The sequence below is a fragment of the Paraburkholderia sp. GAS38 genome (genome assembly GCF_050434965.1).
Classification (GTDB): domain Bacteria; phylum Pseudomonadota; class Gammaproteobacteria; order Burkholderiales; family Burkholderiaceae; genus Paraburkholderia; species Paraburkholderia phenazinium_A.
Genome location: NZ_JBNDJO010000006.1, coordinates 286479 through 305987, shown reverse-complemented (window position 1 = coordinate 305987; position 19509 = coordinate 286479). Strand labels below are relative to the sequence as shown.

At 65.5% G+C, this 19509-nt stretch carries 15 protein-coding genes; 4 read left to right on the top strand and 11 right to left on the bottom strand.

Annotation, left to right across the window (positions count from 1 at the left end):
* Positions 1 to 44: 44 nt before the first annotated feature.
* The 8 genes from P3T42_RS17225 to P3T42_RS17190 all read right to left on the bottom strand — a co-directional run bounded on the left by P3T42_RS17225 (position 45) and on the right by P3T42_RS17190 (position 11425).
* The gene (locus tag P3T42_RS17225; RefSeq protein WP_429306719.1) at positions 45 to 656 is read right to left on the bottom strand and encodes a DUF4136 domain-containing protein; all 612 of its coding nucleotides are present in this window, start codon (positions 654 to 656) and stop codon (positions 45 to 47) included.
* 56 nt (positions 657 to 712) lie between these two features.
* Positions 713 to 3136, bottom strand: coding sequence for a CHASE2 domain-containing protein (locus tag P3T42_RS17220; RefSeq protein ID WP_429306718.1), 2424 nt, complete (start codon positions 3134 to 3136; stop codon positions 713 to 715).
* A 17-nt stretch (positions 3137 to 3153) separates the two neighbouring features.
* Positions 3154 to 4521 carry a FecR domain-containing protein gene (locus P3T42_RS17215; protein ID WP_429306789.1) on the bottom strand — a complete coding sequence of 456 codons (1368 nt, stop codon included), beginning with the start codon at positions 4519 to 4521 and terminating at the stop codon, positions 3154 to 3156.
* Between the two features lie 56 nt (positions 4522 to 4577).
* Positions 4578 to 5276, bottom strand: coding sequence for a response regulator transcription factor (locus tag P3T42_RS17210; RefSeq protein WP_074295564.1), 699 nt, complete (start codon positions 5274 to 5276; stop codon positions 4578 to 4580).
* Between the two features lie 462 nt (positions 5277 to 5738).
* A complete protein-coding gene (locus P3T42_RS17205) occupies positions 5739 to 6131 on the bottom strand; it encodes a hypothetical protein (RefSeq protein ID WP_074295565.1) in 393 nt (130 codons plus the stop codon).
* Positions 6132 to 6512: 381 nt separating this feature from the next.
* Positions 6513 to 7070: a DUF1697 domain-containing protein gene (locus P3T42_RS17200; RefSeq protein ID WP_429306717.1), complete on the bottom strand. Its 558-nt coding sequence runs from the start codon at positions 7068 to 7070 to the stop codon at positions 6513 to 6515.
* Positions 7067 to 10387 (bottom strand): SNF2-related protein, encoded by a 3321-nt coding sequence (locus tag P3T42_RS17195; protein ID WP_429306716.1) that lies wholly within the window; start codon positions 10385 to 10387, stop codon positions 7067 to 7069. Before P3T42_RS17195 ends, P3T42_RS17200 begins: the two co-directional genes overlap by 4 nt.
* A 231-nt stretch (positions 10388 to 10618) precedes the next feature.
* Entirely contained in the window at positions 10619 to 11425 is an 807-nt protein-coding gene (locus tag P3T42_RS17190; RefSeq protein WP_429306715.1) for a DeoR/GlpR family DNA-binding transcription regulator, read from the bottom strand.
* 281 nt (positions 11426 to 11706) lie between these two features.
* Here P3T42_RS17190 and P3T42_RS17185 point away from each other — a divergent pair, with 281 nt between their 5' ends.
* The gene (locus P3T42_RS17185) at positions 11707 to 14187 is read left to right on the top strand and encodes a GcvT family protein (RefSeq protein WP_429306714.1); all 2481 of its coding nucleotides are present in this window, start codon (positions 11707 to 11709) and stop codon (positions 14185 to 14187) included.
* On the opposite strand, the gene P3T42_RS17180 is transcribed toward P3T42_RS17185, so the two are convergent.
* Both P3T42_RS17180 and P3T42_RS17175 read right to left on the bottom strand, forming a co-directional pair.
* Positions 14184 to 14723, bottom strand: a complete 540-nt coding sequence (locus P3T42_RS17180; protein ID WP_429306713.1) for a cytochrome b — start codon at positions 14721 to 14723, stop codon at positions 14184 to 14186. The genes P3T42_RS17185 and P3T42_RS17180 overlap by 4 nt on opposite strands.
* On the bottom strand, positions 14720 to 15808 hold the full coding sequence (locus P3T42_RS17175; RefSeq protein ID WP_429306712.1) for a catalase family peroxidase: 1089 nt from the start codon (positions 15806 to 15808) through the stop codon (positions 14720 to 14722). Before P3T42_RS17175 ends, P3T42_RS17180 begins: the two co-directional genes overlap by 4 nt.
* Before the next feature lie 167 nt (positions 15809 to 15975).
* On the opposite strand from P3T42_RS17175, the gene P3T42_RS17170 reads away from it, so the two are divergent.
* The 3 genes from P3T42_RS17170 (at position 15976) to P3T42_RS17160 (ending at position 18450) form a co-directional block, all read left to right on the top strand.
* Positions 15976 to 16872: an anti-sigma factor family protein gene (locus tag P3T42_RS17170; RefSeq protein WP_429306711.1), complete on the top strand. Its 897-nt coding sequence runs from the start codon at positions 15976 to 15978 to the stop codon at positions 16870 to 16872.
* A 217-nt stretch (positions 16873 to 17089) separates the two neighbouring features.
* The gene (locus P3T42_RS17165; RefSeq protein WP_074295595.1) at positions 17090 to 17608 is read left to right on the top strand and encodes an RNA polymerase sigma factor; all 519 of its coding nucleotides are present in this window, start codon (positions 17090 to 17092) and stop codon (positions 17606 to 17608) included.
* A complete protein-coding gene (locus tag P3T42_RS17160) occupies positions 17605 to 18450 on the top strand; it encodes an anti-sigma factor family protein (protein WP_429306710.1) in 846 nt (281 codons plus the stop codon). Before P3T42_RS17165 ends, P3T42_RS17160 begins: the two co-directional genes overlap by 4 nt.
* Before the next feature lie 43 nt (positions 18451 to 18493).
* On the opposite strand, the gene P3T42_RS17155 is transcribed toward P3T42_RS17160, so the two are convergent.
* Entirely contained in the window at positions 18494 to 19417 is a 924-nt protein-coding gene (locus P3T42_RS17155; protein WP_429306709.1) for a helix-turn-helix domain-containing protein, read from the bottom strand.
* Positions 19418 to 19509 lie beyond the last annotated feature (92 nt).

Here is a 19509-nt window from a genome sequence, read left to right as displayed (position 1 = left end):
CGGGCGTCACGGCGCGTCGAACACCGGCGCACAGTCCTGACCCATCAGGGTTGCACCGGCTTCACCGACACCACCGTCGGGGCGCCGCCCGTCGCGTCGGCGCGCAGTTTCACGCGCCAGTCGGGATGGTCGGCAAAGGGGAATTGCGCGAGCGCGCTTTTCACCAGATACGGAATCGCGTGCAGCGGATCGGCGTCATGATCCTGGCTCACGACGCTTACCTTGTAGACCTCGTGACCGTTGGTCTGCTCGAAGAAGCGCAGCGTCAGCGAGTGCTTGTACGAGCGGCGGCCAAACAGCGAAAACGAGGCTTCGCCGGGGCTGCCGCAACCCGCCTGTTGCGCACAATCCGCCGAGCCGACGCCGACGCCCGCAAGCCGGGTGTCATACGCAATCGACAGCAGATAGTGCGCGCGTTGCTGGGCAACGTCGGCAAATCCATACTTGCCGAGTTCGGTCCGGATCAATGTTTCGTATTCCGTATGATCGGGGTTGCCGTCCTGCAACGGCGAGCGTGCCAGTGTATAACTGTGCTCGCCTTCCATCGGGGTAGCCGTTGGCGACGCCCGCACATCCGTGCTGACACCGGCACATCCCGTCAGACTTACGCCCAGGCTTGCTGCGATCAGCGCAGCGCATATCAGCGTGGCTCTCATCGTCGTCCCTTTCCCTTGTTTCGCGTCTAAATATGCCAAAAAATGCGGCCTGCCTATCAGGCCTGCGCAAGCTGCGTGTCGTCGAGGGCCGGCAGCAGCACCGTGAAGGCGGTGCCCTCGCCCGGTGCGCTGACCACCTGCACATCGCCACCATGCCGCGTCACGACGGTTTTCACAAAGGCCATGCCGAGACCCGCGCCGCCGGTGTCCGGCTGCTCGGCCTCGTGAAAGCGCCGGAAGCGCTGAAACAGCCGGCTCTGCTGTTCCAGCGGAATCCCATAGCCCTGATCGCGAATCGTACATTGCACACGCGCCGGCAGGCCGGTCACCGGCCCAATCGTGCAGATGATGCGCGACTCGGGCGGGCTGTACTTGACGGCATTGTTCATGATGTTGACGAGCGCTCGCGTCATCAGCGAGCGGTCGGCGCAGATCCAGCAACCGTCGTCGCCCTCGGCCGTCGTCTCCATCTGGATCTGCTTGGCGTGCGCCTGCGGCCAGACTTCGTCGCTGGCATCGATGGTCAATTCGCTGAGGCTGACGGGTTCGAGCACATAGGCTTGCGACTCCGCGCGCGCCAGTTGCACGAAATCGTCGGCGAGCGTCAGCGCACGCCGCGAGTACCGTTCGATGCGCTCGAGCAGCTCATGCACGTGGTCCGACTCGATCCGCGCCCGTTCGATTTCCACCAGCGCCAGAATCGAGGCCTGCGGCGAGCGCATGTCGTGCGACAGCAGCCGCAACGCATCCTCGCGCTGCCGCTCCGCCGCGTGCAAGGCCGACACGTCGACAAGGCCCGCGATCCAGCCGGTCACCTCGCCTTCTTCGTTGGTGCACCGGGCGTAGCGCAGCAGATGGTCGCGTTCGGCCAGGTCGCGCACTTCGATACCTTGCGCCATCAGGTCGGCGAATTCGAGCCGCGCCGGATCGAGAATCGCCGGCCAGTGCGTGCGCGCCCGCGTGTCGTGTTCCGCGTCGCCCTCGGTGCCGGCATCGATGGTCTTCACGAAGGCCAGATCGCCCAGCACCTCGCGCATCAGGCGGCCTTGCGGCATCAGCGAACCCAGCCGCGCAAAGTGCGCGGTCGCCGCATGGTTGGCGATCAGCACGACACCGTGCACGTCGCTCACCAGAATCGGCTCGGGCACGCTATCGAGGCTGTCCCAGACGAAGCGCTTCATGTCCTGAACGCGCTGCGCGGCCTGCGCCATCAGCGCCATGTGCTGTTCCAGCACGTCGCCGCCGAACTCGCGACGGCGCTGCGGCGTTTCCGGCAGCAGATGCGGTTCGTCGGCGAGCCGCTGCAACTCTTTGCGCAGATAGGCCATGGTCATTTCGAGCCGCCGCCAGTTCCAGATCGGATACACCACGATCATCCCGACCACCGCCGGCGCCGGCGACATCCAGAGCCGCGCGCCGTACAGCAAGGCGGCGCTGCCGCCGGCCACCAGAATGCACAGGCCGGCGGTCAGCAACAACGAACGCCGCGGCGACAGCACAAGGAAACCGGCCAGCAGCGCGGCAAGCGGCACCAGCGACACGAGGACCAGCGGCACTGCCGTAACGGGATCGATGGCGCGGCCGGTCAGCAGCGTATCCAGCACGTTCGCATGAATATAGACGCCGGGCAGCGGCCCCAGCTCGCCCGACACCGGCGTCGCGAAGCGGTCGTACAGACCCGATGCGGTCACGCCGATCAGCACCACATGGCCGCGCAACTGCTCGGGCGGCACCTCGCCCGCCACGACATCGGCAAACGACACATGCGCATAGCGCGCGGCATTCAGGCCGAACGGAATCAGAAAACGCGCCTCGTCGAGCTTCTCCAGCGTGCGATCGCGCACGCCGGCAAGGCTCGTGAGCGGCGGCGAGAGCTGAAGCGCGCCTTGCCTGATGGCCCGCCAGACCGGCACCATCAACTGCGGCCAGCGCGAATGCGCGTCGCCCTCGAACAGCGCGACGCTGCGGACGATGCCGTCGCCGTCCACTTCCAGATTGATGTGGCCCAGCCCGGCCGCGGCGGCCGCGAGCGGCGCCACCGGCTTGATGACGGCCCGCTCGCCGTCGCTGTCCTCGGGGCTCAGCAGCACCGGCAGATAGGTCGGGCTCAGGGCGATGGCGTGGGCGAGTTGCGCGTCGTCCGCGGCGGCCTCGGTGAACAGGACGTCGTAGATCACCGCCGCCGGTTTCGCCTTGGCCAGTTGCGCGAGCAGGCTCGCATGCACGCTGCGCGGCCAGGGCCAGTGACCGAGCCGCGCCACGCTGGCGTTGTCGATTTCGACCACCACGATATCGGAGAGCGCCGGCTGCGAACGCAGCGCGAGGAAGCGGTCGTAGACCAGATGATCGATGCCCGACGTCCAGCGGCCGAGCGCACTCAGCAGGACGACCGCAATGCCGAGGCAGCCGAGCGCGCCCCATTCGAACAGGAAGCGTCGGCCAGCCGGCCGCCCAAGTCGTGCACGCGGATCAAGGCTCATGCGTGGAGGTTAGAGTTCTAACGGGCAAGCGTGAACGAGCGGATCGAACTGCCCTTCTCATAGAACCGGCCGTTTTCGAACTGCTCGGCGATCACGGTCCAATAATAAACGCCGCGCGGCAAGTCCGTCACCACGATCTCGCCGGCCGGCAGGTCGGGACGGTCGAGGATCGGGTTGCGCAGGTCCGGCGTGGCGCCGAGGACAAAACGGAAGTGCGTCTCCACGCCCGGGCGGCTCGCGAACCAGCGGAACGTATAGTCGCGCGTGCCGGGGCGCGGCGTCGCCGAGGCGGCCAGACCCAGTTGGCGCCGCTCGAACGCATAGATCTGCGGCAGGCCTTCAAGGCCGTTGTGATCGACCGCCGAGATACGCACGAAGTAGGTGCCGTCGGGCATGTCGCCGAAGTCGGCATGCGGCGCGCTCACCGGCAGATCGCGGATCAGGTCGAGCAGGTCCGCGTCGCGCGCGATCTGCACGCGATAGCCTGCCGCGTGGCTGTCCGGCACGAGATCGAACGCGACGGTCTTGCCGTCCTGGATCTTGCCGGGGTCGCTCAAGGACGGCGCGGGCAGCAATTCGATCGGCGCGCCGATGGCTCCGCTTGCGCCCGAGACATTGCCGAAGTGCGCCGACACGAGCTGCTCCGAGGCCTGCAGCGGCACGCCCGGGGCCGGCGCCGGCGCGCTGCCCGGATCCACGCCGACTGCGCCCTCCAGCACTTCGACGGCCGTTTGCTGCTGGCCGGCATCGTAATTCACCCGGAAGCGCGTGCCGCGCACACCTGCGACCACGGACGGCGAACGGATCTGGAAGCGGTCGTCTTTCTTCGTGGCGTGCGTGACTTCGCTATCGACCTCGCCGTGCTGCAGGTTGAGCACGCGATCGGAGGCGCCCGTCAAGACTGTCTGACGCAGCTTGCCGATCTCGACCATGCCGTCCTGCGATACGCTCACGTGCGAACCGTCCACCAGTTCCAGCGTCGCAAAACCGTCATGACCGGTACGCACGCGATCGCCTTCGCCCAGCATCATGCCGGGCGCCAGCGGCGTGTACGGTCCCGTGCGGAAGGCCCGCTCGACCGGACCGCTGGTCGCCAGCACGCGCGCGGACTCCTGGTCCTGACGCAACAGCGCGGCCGGCAGTTTCAGTTGAAGCCCGGCTTGCAGATGGCGCGGCGCGGGCACCTTGTTCAAACGGCTCAGCACTGTCCAGTCGTGCGGATCGCGCAGGTAGCGCGCGGCGATGGCGTACAGCGTATCGCCCGCGGCGGTCGTATAAGGCACGGTGACGATGGGCGTACTTTTGCCCTTCTGCGCGTCGGCCAGCGCGGGCGCGAGCCCAAGCGCCGCGAGGACGTACGGTACGCACGGCACGAGCGCCGCCAGCGCACGGCGCGCGCCGGCTGCCGGCAAGCGGGCCGGCAGCGTGGACCCAGACACCCTCACGCATCCCCCTTTTCGATGCGCTCCAGCCGGTATCCATAGCCGTAGATCGGCGTCAGGCGATAGCCGTTTTCAGGCCGCAAACCCAGTTTGCTACGCAGCATCGACACGTGTGTATCCATGGTGCGCGACGGGATTTCGGTGGCCTGCTTCCAGATCACGTCGAGAATATGCGCGCGCGACAGCGGCCGGCTCAGATGCTGGAACAACAGCAGCGCGAGGTCGAATTCCTTTTGCGTCACGGCCACGGCGGTGCCGCGCACCAGCACGTGCTTCGCGCTCAGATCGAACTCGTACTCGCCGAACACTTCCTTGAGGGCGGTCGTGTTGAGCTTGTAGGCGCGCCGCAACAGCGAACCGACGCGCGCCAGCAGCACGCCCGCCGACACCGGCTTGACGACGTAGTCGTCCGCGCCGGTGTTGAGGATCGACGTGATGTCGGTCTCGCGGCTGCGGCTCGTCATGAACAGCACCGGCAAGCGCTCGGACAGGCTCTCGCGCACCCAGCGCAACACCTCTTCGCCGGACATGTCCGGCACGTTCCAATCCAGCACCAGCAGATCGAAAGTCTGGCGCCTCAGTTGGCGCACCAGCGCGCGGCCTTCGGCATAGGCATGGCAGATGTGGCCAGCGGCCGAGAGGGTTTGACACACCAGATCGGCCTGAGCCGGATCGTCATCCAGGACTGCAATTCTCATAACACCCCGCAATGCAACACCGTTATTCGTATCTGGATGGCCGGTCATCGAGTCGATCCGGCGCGCAGTCCCCTTACACCGGACTGCGACGCCCCGTTTGCCTTCTGGTCACACGCACGTTCAGCACGCTGACTGTCGGGTAACGAACTCCTCCATCGACAACACTATTTATCGATTATTAGTCGCGCCGGAAACACCTGTTTAAAACAGGTATCCGATATATCTCAAAAATGGCGCGCAATTCGCCCAGTCACATCACGTGAAAAGGCATTTTCATCATAATCGAAAACGGCCATCCCCTTCCGAATGCCATCCTCCTGCCATCCGGCATCGGCTCAAACGCGTGAGCCTGTCTCTCAGGTTCTTTATCCGGCCTCTGGGGGCCATCAACGGGTTGTACAGCAGGTCTCGCTCACGCATTTACACTGGCCCCGTCTTACCTGTCCGGGTGCGCGCGAGGCGCTACGCCTCGTGCTCACCTTCGTCGTTCTCTTCGTCTTCCGGCTGCTTCATCTGACGGTTCAACGCCGCCTCGAGATGAATCCGCACATGCTCCCAGGCACCGTGCGCGTAGTCGGGTTGCGCCGCCGCCCAATCCTGCGCGAGTCCGAACACGCGACGCACCGTCGCCGCACACGCGCTCAGTTCGTTCGTGCCGTGCGCCGCCGATTCGCGCAGCAGTTCGGCGAGCCACGGCATGTCGGCAGCACACGAATCCGCGTAGGCTTCGATCGCCGCGCGCGCGTGACGGTCGCTTGTCAGATCGAGCTCGATACGTTGCAGGCGCTGTCCCGCCTTGCGTTTCTGCTCGTTCGCCCGGAACGGAATACGCGTCGTGCGCGGTCTGAAAAACATCCAATCCCTCGTTAAGCGGCACAGCATCTGTCACGCCATTGCCGCCCAGCGCGATGCAATTTGCATAATGATTCGTGACGCCCTGCGCCCGAACATCGACAAATATTTACAATCTGCCGGGACAGTATAAGAACAGTCTCAATTTAAATCGTTTAAAGATTGTTAGATCGGTTTCGATCTGTGAGTAACGGCGCGAGCAGGCATGTTCTGAAGGCCGCAAAGGCTTTTGCGGCGACGATCACGCGGGTTATCGCGGCGCTTGGGCGGCAACGGTGTGGTGTTCGTGTTACAACTTTTTCAATCCGGCGCCGCAGACTGAGTGGCGCTCGCCTCGCGTCTGGCCGCCAAAGCCTGGACCGCAGCAGTTCGATGAGGCTACCTCTACGATCTGGTTGCCGACGGCGAACTCGCCTTTGCGGGAGGTGGGGTAAGCGCAGCGGCCCACTCGGCGAGCGTAGCCACCGTGTTCATGTTGCGAGCGGTTCCAGCCTTGGCGGCCGCGATCTTCAGTTTGGAGTTCGCGATTCCGTCGCCGTAATGCACGTAGATTTCGCGCACTCCGAGCGCGATTTCTTCGGCCTGCTGGCCGCTCACACCGGCCAGGGTATCCGCAGGCGGCGGCGCGTCGAGAAAGATGGCCACCGTTCGGTTTGGTGCAGCGGACTTGAAGGGATTGGCGTCAAGCACGGCGGCCAGTTCCGCAGCGGTGCGGATCACCACACCGACCGGCTTGCCGGCGTATGTCTCGAGCGCGCGCTCCAGCTTAGTCTTGAGCGCCTTTTCCGCCAGCTTGCTGGTGAAAACCACGTTACCGCTTGCGATATAGGTGCGCACGTCTGCAAAGCCAAGGGACTCACACATGGCGCGAAGCTCGGCCATCGGAAGTTTGCCTGTGCCGCCGACATTCACGGCGCGTAGCAGCGCTACATAGCGAGTCATGATGCTGCCCTCGCAATGTCCGGCATGGGTGCGAACAACGCGTCAAGATCGTCATCCGAGAATTTGACTGTTCCCGCCGCGTCCTCGGACAGGATGCTATCGGCCAGCGCCGCCTTCTTCTCCTGAAGCCGCACGATCTTCTCCTCGATGCTGCCTGCCGCGATGAGCTTGTAGACGAACACGGGCTTATCCTGGCCGATCCGGTGCGCGCGGTCGGTCGCCTGATTCTCGGCTGCGGGGTTCCACCACGGGTCATAGTGAATCACCGTGTCCGCCGCCGTGAGATTCAGCCCCACACCACCCGCCTTCAGGCTGATCAGGAACAAGGGCACCTCGCCGGACTGGAAACGGTGCACGGGCGTGGCGCGATCGGTCGTGTCGCCGGTCAGCGTGACGTACGGGATCGTCGCATGATCGAGCGCGTCCGCAATCAGGTCCAGCATGCCGGTGAACTGCGAAAACAGCAGCACGTGCCGCCCTTCTTCAATCAGTTCGGGTAGCATCGCCATCAGCAATTCGAGCTTGGCCGACTCCTTCACGCGCGCCGCTTTCTCCAGCTTCACGAGACGGGGATCGCAGCACACCTGGCGCAGTTTGAGCAGCGCATCCAGCACGATGATGTGACTGCGGGCAAGCCCCTGCGAATTCACGGCCGCACGCACTTTGGCCTGCATGGCCGTGCGGACGATTTCGTAGAGATCGCGCTGCGCGCCTTCCAGATCCACCGTACGCACGATGGTGGTTTTCGGCGGCAGTTCTTTCGCCACCTCGTCCTTGCGACGACGCAGCATGAACGGACGAATCCGCCGCGCCAGCAGTTCGCGCCGGACGCCGTCGCCGTTGCGCTCGATCGGATTGCGCCAGCGCCTGGTGAAGTCCTTCTGCGTGCCGAGAAAACCCGGCAGCAGAAAATCGAACTGCGACCACAATTCGCCGAGGTGGTTCTCGAGCGGCGTGCCGGTGAGGCACAGACGGTGCCGCGCCCGCAGGTCGCGAACCGCCGTCGCCGATTTGGTGGTGGCGTTCTTCACATACTGCGCCTCGTCCAGAATCAGCAGGTGATACTCGTGCTCGGACAGCACCGCATGATCGCGCCACAACAGCGCATACGTGGTGAGAATCAGCTCGTGCTGGCCGATCGACGCGAAGCGCTCCTTGCGCTGCGGTCCGTTCAGATCCAGCACCTTCAGATCCGGCGCAAAGCGGCGCGCTTCTTCGCGCCAGTTGTGCACGAGGGTGGTCGGCACGACGATCAGCGCGGGACGGTCGAGGCGCCCGGCTTCCTTCTCGGCCAGCACGTGGGCCAGCGTCTGAACCGTCTTGCCGAGGCCCATGTCGTCGGCGAGGATACCGGCCAGGTTGTGCTCGCGCAGAAACTGCATCCAGCTCAGCCCCTGATGCTGGTACTCGCGCAACTCGGCCCGCAGCCCGCGCGGCACCGCCGCTTCCTTCACGCCGGCGCCGTTCTGCAGACGCTGGGCCAGTTGACGGATCGAGTCGTCGCCTTGAAACTCCCAGCGGCCCGTGTCGTTCAGCGCCGCCAGGCGTCCCGCATCAAGCTCAGGAATCCTGATGTTGTCGTCGCCCTTCCAGCTCCCCAGGCCGTCGAACAGATCGACCAGCACGCGCACCACGGGTTTGAGCCGCCCGGCACGCAGGCGCAGGCGCTCGGCGCGGTCGGTGGTCAGTTCGATGTCCTCTGCGTCGTCGATCGTTTCGAGCGCGCCGCCCAGCCAGCGCCGGTCGCGCCGGAACAGCCCCGCCAGCAGCGGTTCGAGGCGAACCGTGCGATCGCCCAGCGTGATGCCCATTTCGAGGTCGAACCAGCCGTCGCCGGCCTGGCGCGCGGTGCCTTCGATCGCGTCGATTTCAATCACGTTATGACGGAACGTCGGCGCCATCGTCACGCGCCAGCCTTTGCTGTCGAGCGCAGGCAAGGCCTCGTCGACGAACTCGGGCCATGCGTCGACGTCGGACAGCGCCAGCAGCGTCTCCGGCAGTGCGTGCCGCGAATACACGCCGTTCGCCGGCACCACCTGCAAGCCCGTCTTGCGCAGTTCGAGCAGGCGCTGCTTTTCGGTGTCGTAGCGGCGCCGGATATGGATCACGCTGCCGCCGGGCAGCGGCACCAGCGTCGCGCTGCTTTCGGCCTTGATGCTGACGCCTTCGTAGTCGAAGCTGACCGCGGCAAAATCCAGCAGGTGGTTGCGCTGGGCGTGCTTGCCGACGCCCAGCGACGCCATCGGCAAGGTGTTGAGCGCCAGCACCGGCACCGGTTCTGTGTCGATCACGCGCACCTTGGAGGTATCGAGCGCAGGCGGCAAGGGCAGATCGGGCGCGACCTCGCGCAGCACCGCGGCGACCAGCGGCGCCTCCGCGAGCGAAATGGGCGGCATCGACAGGTAATCCGGCAATTGCTGGAACGGCAACGAGAGTTCGACGATGCCGGCTTCGCCGGCGTCCGCGTCGACGTACCAGACGGGCTCGGTCGCCAGCACCATCGCGGCCGCCGGTTCGGTGCGCAACACCGGCCGCAGCCGGTCGTCGGACTGCGCCTCCCACTCGATCCGCCCCGCGCGCGCCGCCCCCATCGACAGCGGGCGTGGCACGTCTCGCGAGGCGCCGTCTCCGGTCAGCGCGGGAAACAGCCGGCCGCTCGCGATCAGTTTGTGCAGCACGTCGCCGCCGTTGGCGCCGCGCAAGATGAAATGCCCGTGATTCTCGCGGGAATGGCCGAGCCACAGGCTACGCAAGATCACCAGATCGTCGTCCGAAACAAACTTGGGCGGCTTGATCAGGGCCGCTTCGACATTGCTCCATGGTTCATCGATGGCGCGGATCTCGCCGTCGACGCCGAGCCGGGCCTTGAACAACTGGATCTCATGACGCTGCTGATAGCGCGACCAGCCCAGCCGGTAAGCGAGCGCGTGACTGGCCGCGGCGTTTGCAGGGACTCTGCCGGGTGCGTCGGAGCCGGCATGGGCGCGGAACGTCTCGAGCCATCTGACCAGCTCGGGACGCACGCCCGACTGCGCCCCGGCGTCTTCCAGACCCGCCATCAGCAGCGCCGCCATGTGCTTGCATTGAAAACCGACCGGGCAGGAACAATCGCCCTCGACCCACAGGTCGTCGCCAATGTCGTGAAACTTGACGTCCACCACATAGGGATGGCGCTGCGTGCCCTGCACTTCGCCGCTCAGGGTGTTGTTTTCCCAGTGCAGGTTGGAGACCGCGCTGACGTACTCGCGCGCCTTGGCGACGGTCTTGGCCCCGAGCCACTTCGTTATATCTTCTCGATCGTAGAAAACTGACGACATCCGGGTGACCCATCCATGCGTATTCAGGCGTGCGGCGACGCTGCAGGTTGCGGGATCCGACAAGCCCGGCATCCCCGCCGATGGCCAGCCGTGCTCTTTTCGCGCTGCGTCTGCCGCTGATAGCCGGCTATTTTCGCATGGGTCGAAAATAGTCGTTGGGGCGTGGTTATCCCAAATTGGGGTGCATGCGTATGACGACGCCCGCCGCTCGCACAGAACGCAAAACGCAGTTCAGGCGGTTATGCCCGCCGGATCATCCACCGGCGCCCCGGAGGCCGGCGCGCCAAAGCTCACTTCGACATCCGCGGCGGCAAACACCTGCGCGAGTGCCGGCGACGGCGCCTCGTTCGTGATCAACAGGTCCACGGCGTCGCAGCCGAACGCGTGCACCAGCGCGCTATGCCCGAACTTGGCGTGGTCCGCCACCACGACGCACCGCTCGGCCTGTGCAAACGCCGCCAGCGAATACGACACGTCGTCGGGTTGCGCATCCATGAAGCGGCCTTGCGCGTCGATCGCCGTCACCGAGACGATCGCGTAGCGCACGTGGAACTGGCGGATGAACGCCAACGTGCTTTCGCCGAACGCCGCGGCGTCGTCGGCGCGCACTTCGCCGCCCGCGATGAACACGCGGTTGCCGTTGCGCGGCGCGAGCGTGCGGGCAATCTCCGCGGAATTGGTCACGACCGTCAGGCGCGAGCGGACGCACAGCGCGCTGGCGATATGCACGCAGGTCGTGCCGCCGTCGAGAATCAGCGAATCGCCGTCGCGCACCAGCTCGCTCACGCGCGCCGCAATCACCCGCTTCGCTTCGAGGTTCTCCTGCAGGCGGCGCTGAAACGGCGGCTCGTCGAGCCGGTCCGGCAGCATCACCCCGCCGTGCACCTTGAGCAGCATCCCTTCTGCGATCAGCGGCTTGATGTCGCGGCGGATAGTTTCGTCGGACACGGCGAAGACTTCGGCCAGCTCGGTGATCGTGCAGGTCTGCTGCGCCCGCACGAGGCGCAGGATTTCGGATTGACGTTGGGTTGAAAACATACGGAGAGCGGGATGATCCAGGTGCGGCCAGTCTAGCAAAGGGACTAGCGCAGGGAAAGTCATTTCCACAGATTTCCAAATCAATCAACACGGTTCAGTCCGGGAACGCGCTGGAACGCTCCAAGGCCCACGTTACGGCCTATCAACGCCTCACCCTCGGCTTCCTCCCGCTCCGCAATTCAGTGAATTTTACGTGACAGCATTGCGTTTTCCGACCTTTTGTTGCACTATTCGCCACATATTTCCACGTATATCAACATTCACCAGACAGAGTCCAAGTCATGTCCACACCTGTTCCCCAACACGCCCGGGTCGTCATCGTCGGTGGCGGCATTGTCGGTTGCTCGGTGGCATATCACCTGACGAAGCTGGGTTGGACCGACGTCGTCCTGCTCGAACAGGGGCAACTGTCCTGCGGTACGACCTGGCACGCGGCCGGTCTGGTGGGGCAATTGCGCGCCCAGGAAAGCATGACGAAACTGATCCGCTATTCCACCGCGCTCTACGCCGAGCTGGAAGCGGACACCGGCCTCGCCACCGGCTGGAAGCAATGCGGCTCGCTCTCGGTGGCGCGCACGGCGGAACGGATGACGCAGCTCAAGCGCACTGCCGCTGTCGCCCGGGCCTACGGGGTGACGTGCGACGTCATCGGTCCGCAGGAAGCCGGCGACCTGTGGCCGGCGATGCGCACCGACGACCTGCTCGGCGCAGTCTGGCTACCGGGCGACGGCAAAGCCAACCCTACCGACCTCACCCAGGCGTTGGCCCGCGGCGCCCGTACGCGCGGCGCGCGGATCGTCGAGAACACGCGCATCACCGCCATCCACACGCGGCCGACGCCGGGCGGCCGTGAAGTGAGCGGCCTCGCGTGGCGCAACAAGGACGGGGCCGAAGGCACGATCGACGCCGAGATCGTCGTGAACTGCGCGGGTCAATGGGCGAAGGCCGTGGGCCGGCTATGCGGCGTGACCGTGCCACTGCATTCGGCGGAGCACTACTACATCGTCACCGAGCGCATTGCCGGCGTGCATCCCGATCTGCCGGTAATGCGCGACCCGGACGGTTTCATCTACTTCAAGGAAGAAGTGGGTGGCCTCGTGATGGGCGGCTTCGAACCGAACGCCAAGCCCTGGGGCATGAACGGCATCCCCGAGAATTTCGAGTTCCAGTTGCTCCCCGACGACTGGGATCAATTCCAGATCCTGATGGAAAACGCCCTGCAACGGGTGCCCGCGCTCGAAACCGCGCAGGTCCGGCAGTTCTATAACGGACCGGAGTCGTTCACGCCGGACAACAACTTTATCCTCGGCGAAGCGCCCGAGCTGCGGCACTTCTTCGTCGGCGCGGGCTTCAATTCCATGGGGATCGCTTCGGCCGGCGGCGCCGGCATGGCGCTGGCCGAATGGATCGTCGCCGGCACGCCGACCATGGATCTGTGGCCGGTGGATATCCGCCGCTTTGCGCGCTTTAACGGCAACGACACCTGGCTGCACGACCGCGTCAAGGAAACGCTGGGGCTGCACTACGCCATGCCCTGGCCGAACCGCGAGCTCGACAGCGCGCGGCCGTTCCGCCGCTCGCCGCTCTACGCCATGCTGCGCGACGAAGGTGCGAGCTTCGGCAGCAAGATGGGCTGGGAGCGGCCGAACTTCTTCGCACCGAGCCCGGAACAGGCGAAGATCGAGTACGCCTTCGGCCAGCAGAACTGGCTGCCCTGGAGCGGCGCCGAACATCGCGCCTGCCGCGAAGGCGTGGCGCTGTTCGACATGACGTCGTTTTCGAAATTCCTCGTGAAAGGCCGCGACGCCGAGAGCGTGCTGCAAGGCATCGTCACCAACGACGTCGCCGTGCCGACCGGCACCACCGTCTACACGGGCATGCTCAACGAGCGCGGCACTTACGAGTCGGACTTCACTTTGACCCGCCTCGCCGACGATCAATACCTGATCGTTTCGGGGTCCGCACAAAGCACGCGCGATTTCGACTACCTCGAGAAGTCGATCCCGCACGACCAGCATTGCACCCTGGTCGACGTCACCGGCCAGTACGCGGTGCTGGCGGTCATGGGACCGCGCTCGCGCGAGCTGCTGCAGAGCATCTCGAAGGCCGACTGGAGCAATGCGGCGTTCCCGTTCGGCCAGAGCCGCGAAGTGGACATCGGCTATGCCACCGTCCGCGCCACGCGGCTCACCTATGTCGGCGAACTGGGCTGGGAACTCTACGTGCCGGTCGAATTCGCCGCGGGCGTCTACGAGACCCTGCATGCCGCGGGCAAACCGTTCGGGCTCCTGAACGCGGGCTACTACGCCATCGATTCGCTGCGGATCGAGAAAGGCTACCGTGCATGGGGCCGCGAGCTGACACCGGATTCGAACCCGTTCGAAGCGGGGCTGGCGTTCGCCTGCAAGCTGGACAAACCGATTCCATTCCGCGGCCGCGAAGCCTTGCTGAAACTGCGCGCCGAGCCGCTGCGCCGGCGCATGGTCGTGCTCACCGCCGACGGCGCCGCCGATCGCATGCTGTGGGGCGGCGAAGCGATTCTGCGCGACGGCAAGCCGGTGGGCTTCGTCAGCTCGGCGGCCTTCGGTCATACGTTTGGCTGTCCGGTGGCGATGGGGTACATCAACCATCCGGACGGCGTGGCCGATACGGCGTATCTGACGAGCGGCCGCTATGAGATCGACGTCGCCGGTGAGTTGTTGCCGGCTACCGTCCATCTGAAGGCGCCATACGATCCGCGTTCGGAACGGGTGAAAAGCTAGTTGGCGCCGCGCGCCATGCTCGACAACACCCCATCGCGGCGGATAAGCCCATGGAACAGCGCAGCCGCGAGATGGCCCAGCACCGTCAGAAACAGCGCTAAAGCCAGGTACGTGTGCAACGCCCGCAGCAACGCATAGAGCCGGACGTCGTGCGGCGCGATCGGCGGCAAATGGATGGCGCCGAACATCGTCACCGGATACCCAGCCGCCGACAGCATCGCCCAGCCGATCAGCGGCAGGGCCAGCATCAGCGCATACAGCACCAGGTGCGAGAGCTTAGCGACGAATCGTTGCAGCACAGGCAGATCGTCCGGCAGCGGCGGACTGCCACGCTTGAGCCGTACGGCGATCCGCAGCAGCACCAGCAGCAGAATCGCGATGCCGAGCGGCCGGTGAAGCGCGATCAGCACGCTGTGCGCATGCGAGACCGTCGCGACCATGCCGACGCCGACGAACAGCATCGCGAGAATCGCGAGCGCCATGGTCCAATGCAGCAGGCGCTGGACGGGGCTGAAATGGGAATGCGTCGGCGTCATGAGCGGTCTCCGTGCGGCTGCGGACGATGCAGGTTGGGATTGAGCGCTTCTTCGCGAGTGCGCCGGTTATAGGAGAGCGAATACGCCGCCGAGCGTGCGGCCAGCAGCGGATCGTCCGAGGTTTGGATGCCAGCAGGCAGCACCGTGGGATCGAAGTTGACGTCGCGGCACGGGCCGTCGTCCTGCGAGGCGTCGTGGTCGATCACAAGCGTGCCGGCATCGATCTGCTGCCGGTCGGCGGGCCACGACTGCGTGGCGTCGTCGGTCGGGTCTCCGGGCGCGGCCACTGTCACGATCAGATGCCAGCGCAACGGACCGCTTTGCAGGCGCTGATCGAGATCGGCGTCCAGAAAATTCTTCGCGGCCTTTTGCGCGTCATTAATGGGCGCGAACGGCGTCTCCGGGACCATGGCCCAGCGTACCGCGTGCACCTCGCCCCTGGCGTCGACGAAGCGGAACGCATTCACGCTGTAGTACGACCCGTTGGCGAAACTGGACGACGGCGGATGCCCCTTCAACCACGCCTGAAACGGCTGCGTTTCGGGATTGGCGGCATAAAAGGCCTTGAGCGCGGCCGGATCCGGTTTACCGGTCGCCGGATCGGGTTTCGCTGCGACCAGTTGCCGATAGAACTGCTCAGGTGTCCGAACCGCAAACACCGGCACCGAATTCATGCCGGTGCGCCATTGCTCGCCGTCGTGCTGCGTGAACATCAGGGCGAGGCTGCGGATCGGCACGCTGGTGTCGGGCGCAGACGGATTGCCGCCCGGAATCGCAAAACGGCCGATCACCGGCGTCTGTCCCAGCTCGAAGACGCCGGCACTGGAGAGCGCCGCCGCGTTGCCGTTGCTGTCGAAATAGCCGGTCACGCACACACCCTTGGCATGATTGCGGCGAAAGCCCGGATGCTGGCCGTTGTCCGCTTCAAAGGCGTTGACGATGCGATGCGTGGTCGGGCGCTGCGGCGTGAGCCAGCCGGCCACATAGGCGAAGCCGCCGGCCATGGCCAACACGACGGCGCCGATCGCAGCGAGCCGGCATGGCACGCAAATGGCTGCGGGCGGTGGGAATGAAGGCTGTTTCACAAGAACTCCTTTGACTGTTGAGGCGGTCTACCTGGCGGCAAACACAGCGTGCAAAGGTTTATTCCTGATGGAGCCGAATTCGTGGGTGAGCGTCATCCACCAGCATGGAATAAACGCCTACAGGATCGTGTTAGCCGGTGAACAGGCAATCTCTTGGCTCGACCCACATGAAACCGAACGACCCGCGGCGCGACCCGCCGCTCTCCGAGACCGATATCCAGGCCTATGCCGATGGTCTTCTTGCGCCCGAACGCGCCGCCCATTTGCGCCAGTACCTCGGCAAGCGGCCGGGCGAGGCTCGCCGGGTGGCCTTCTACGGCAAGCTGAACCAGCAGATCCAGCATGCCTTCCTGCCGACCGACGAGCCTTTGCCGGCTCTCGCCTCGAGCAACGCATTCGCCCGCAGTGTGCCGGGCCGGTGGCTGGGCCGGCGCCTCCGGGCGGCCAGGCTGCGGCCGTTGCGCGCCTTGCTGGCACTGGTTCTCGCGGCGGCGCTGGCCTTGCTCGCCGCCAGCGGCTGGATGGCGGCGTCGCAGGTGTCCGATGAAGCGCTGAACAACGCCGCGGTGATGGCGCTGGCGCAGGCGAGCGGCGGCCATTTCGGCGCCGCGGTCGAGTCTGCGGGTGGTGTGAAGGCGGCGGCCGGTACGGCACCCGGGTCTGCGGGCGGTGTCAAGGCGCGGGCCGGTACGACGGCCACCGCCGCGAGCCGTAGTGCAATGACGGCGCCTGCGGCGGCGACATTGGCGCCCGCCCCGCTCATCGCCGCCCCGGACGCCCCCGATCTCAGCGCAGCAGGCATGCACCTGGTCAGCGCCCAAACCCGCAGGCTGGGCCCGGTGGCACGCGCCACCGAATACGTCTACCTGAACGCCGAGAACCAGCCCGTGGTACTGCTCGTGGCCCGCTCGCGCTCGATGACCGCCCAGCCGCAGTGGAGTGCGCGGCGTGTGGGCACGCTGCGGCTGCTGAGCTGGAGCGCCGGCCAGCAGCGTTACGTGCTGGCCGGCGCGGCCGACGCGCACGGCCTGATGCGCGCCGCCGACCTCATGACGATGCGGTGAGCAAAGGCCGTAGAAGCGACTTATTTTAGGTTCGCGATTGAGCGCGGGAATAAAATGCGCTCAACCGTGTTTGCATCTGAAACGCCGTCGTGCGCCCCTGTGGGCGGGCGACGCAGTCTCTCCTCCTGGAAAACCGCGGGCCACCCGCGGTTCTCTTGCCCCGCGTGGGCAGCCCGGCGCGCAGCGACAGGCTGGAAAGCACTTACTGGTAAGGGCAATGGACATCCGTGACGAGTTAATGGAGCACGTCCCGCGGTTGCGGCGCTACGCAAGGGCGCTGATCAACAACCGGGACCTGGCCGACGATCTGGTGCAGGACACCTTGGAGCGCGCCTTGGGGCGCACGGCACTGTTCCAGGCCGGCACCGATCTGCGCGCATGGCTGTTTACGATCATGCACAACGTGTTCGCGAACCAGGCGCGCAAAGCGTCCGTGCGGGCGGTTCACGTGTCCGTGGACGACGACAGCATCGCCGAGAGCGAATTCGCGGTGGCGTCGGATCAGACCCGTTCGCTGGAAATGCGCGATCTCGACTACGCCTTGCAGCGCTTGCCCACCGAGCAGCGGGAAGTAGTGCTGCTGGTCGGACTGGAGGAAATGAGCTACGCCGACGTGGCGCTCGCGCTGGACATCCCCATCGGCACGGTGATGTCGCGGCTATCACGCGGACGCGAGCGGCTTAGGGCTTTGATGGCGGGCACGCAGCCCAGCGCGAAATTACAGGTGGTGCGATGAACGAACAACTCACTCCGATCAGCGAAGAAGAGCTGCACGCGTACGTGGACGGCACGCTGTCCGACGAGCGCCGCGCCCAGGTGGAGCGTGCGCTCGAGCAGAACCCGGAACTGGCCGTGCGGGTCAGCGACTATTTCTCGCTGAACAACCTGTTTCATGATCGCTACGACCGCGTGCTGAGCGAGCCGGTGCCCAAGCGGCTGCAACCGCCGGCGCCGAAGCGGCGCTGGCTCGACGCGGCGAACTGGCCGCAGTTCGCCGGGATGGCGGCGGCACTTGTGCTGGGCGTCGGTATCGGCGTGGGCACGCAGATGGGCAAGGATGTGCCGGGCACGACGGCATCCCCGCTGGGCATGGGCAGCGATCATTCGGATACGCGGCCCGTCAGCGCGGACGCCTCGGATGGGCTGGCGCGGCAGGCTGCGATCGCGCACGTGGTGTATATGCCCGCTGTGCAGGTGCCGGATAGCGTCGGTACCGATCAGGATCGGGACTTCGTGCAATGGCTGTCGAACAAGCTCGGCACCGATGTGCATGCGCCGCTGCTCAACAAGAGCGGTTTTGAGCTGAGCGGCGGGCGCATCTTGCCCGGTGCGGACGGTCCGGTTGCGCAGTTCATGTACCGCGGCCCAGGCGACGAGCGGGTGACGCTGTGCATCTCGCATCGCAAGGTGAATTCGAACACCACCGCGTTCAAGCTGTATCAGGACGGTCCGGTGAACGTGTTCTACTGGGTGGATGGGGATTATGGCTATGCGGTGTCGGGCGGGATCGACCGCAAGGTTTTGCTGCAGCTGTCGCATGACGTGTATGCGCAGTTGACGGCGGCGAAGGGAGGGTGATGCGGGTTTGCCGGGCCGCACACGCCCCCGGTGTGCCTGTGGCCTATGGTTGAATCAACCGCAATGCTCCGCCGCGCTGCGAGTCTGCCGCCGCATCACTCGTAGCGCCCCTCACCAACTCCCGCGGCGTCACCCCCAACAACCGGTTCATCCAGTGCGCCATATGGCTCTGATGCGCAAAGCCGGTCTCCAGCGCCACCTGACTCGCGCTTAACGTACCCTGCAACAACAGCGCCCGTGCCCGCTCGACACGCCGCTGCACCACATACTGATGCACGGGCACGCCGAGCGTCTGCCGAAACAGCACCTTGAAATGCGGCACGCTAAGGTCCGCCAGCGCCGCCAGTTCGCTCAAGGTGAGACGCTGCTCCAGATTGCTTTCGATAAACTCCACCACCCGCGCGGCGGTCCGCGGCGCGAGCCGCTTGCTGCGCTTACCCTCCAGCGCGGGCGCCCCCTCGGCCAGACGCACGATCATCGCCGTGCTGAGACTTTCGGCGTAAAGCGGATCGGACGCGTCGTCGGCTTCGAGCTCGGCGCGCAATGCCCACGCCAGATGCTGGAAACGCGCATCCCGCATCTGAAACTGCGGCCGGATGTGCGCCTCGCTCGCGCGCAACGCCATCTGTTCGAAGGTCTTTCGCACCAACGCATCGGCGAACCACACGCTAAAGATCGTGCAATTGGCGTCGTCCGCCCATTGACCGTCGAGCCCTGCGGGAATCACATCGGTGTCGCCGGGAGATTGCAGGCGGACGTGGCGCCGCTCGTTGCACAGGCAATGCGCCTTGACCGGCGCGCCCACATGAATGCCGACCCGGTGGTGCGGCTGCGCCGGAATCCGATGCACCCCCGCGGCCACACTGACCAGTTCCGCGCCGAAGCCTTGCCAGCCCAGGGCCGCGCTCGATCGCAAACTGATGCGGGTGCCCGAGTGGGGTTTGGGAATCGGAATCACAGCATTCATGGCGGACCCTCTCGATTGACGGCAGACGTGCCTGCATTGTGCGTCGTTTTCCGGGGTCTTGCATGACGTGCCGCCCGCGTCGTCCGAGCGCG

Coding starts and splice junctions, on each gene's coding strand:
- P3T42_RS17225 (WP_429306719.1), bottom strand. CDS start 656: ATGAGAGCCACGCTGATATGCGCTGCGCTGATCGCAGCAAGCCTGGGC.
- P3T42_RS17220 (WP_429306718.1), bottom strand. CDS start 3,136: ATGAGCCTTGATCCGCGTGCACGACTTGGGCGGCCGGCTGGCCGACGC.
- P3T42_RS17210 (WP_074295564.1), bottom strand. CDS start 5,276: ATGAGAATTGCAGTCCTGGATGACGATCCGGCTCAGGCCGATCTGGTG.
- P3T42_RS17205 (WP_074295565.1), bottom strand. CDS start 6,131: ATGTTTTTCAGACCGCGCACGACGCGTATTCCGTTCCGGGCGAACGAG.
- P3T42_RS17200 (WP_429306717.1), bottom strand. CDS start 7,070: ATGACTCGCTATGTAGCGCTGCTACGCGCCGTGAATGTCGGCGGCACA.
- P3T42_RS17195 (WP_429306716.1), bottom strand. CDS start 10,387: ATGTCGTCAGTTTTCTACGATCGAGAAGATATAACGAAGTGGCTCGGG.
- P3T42_RS17190 (WP_429306715.1), bottom strand. CDS start 11,425: ATGTTTTCAACCCAACGTCAATCCGAAATCCTGCGCCTCGTGCGGGCG.
- P3T42_RS17185 (WP_429306714.1), top strand. CDS start 11,707: ATGTCCACACCTGTTCCCCAACACGCCCGGGTCGTCATCGTCGGTGGC.
- P3T42_RS17180 (WP_429306713.1), bottom strand. CDS start 14,723: ATGACGCCGACGCATTCCCATTTCAGCCCCGTCCAGCGCCTGCTGCAT.
- P3T42_RS17170 (WP_429306711.1), top strand. CDS start 15,976: ATGAAACCGAACGACCCGCGGCGCGACCCGCCGCTCTCCGAGACCGAT.
- P3T42_RS17165 (WP_074295595.1), top strand. CDS start 17,090: ATGGACATCCGTGACGAGTTAATGGAGCACGTCCCGCGGTTGCGGCGC.
- P3T42_RS17160 (WP_429306710.1), top strand. CDS start 17,605: ATGAACGAACAACTCACTCCGATCAGCGAAGAAGAGCTGCACGCGTAC.
- P3T42_RS17155 (WP_429306709.1), bottom strand. CDS start 19,417: ATGAATGCTGTGATTCCGATTCCCAAACCCCACTCGGGCACCCGCATC.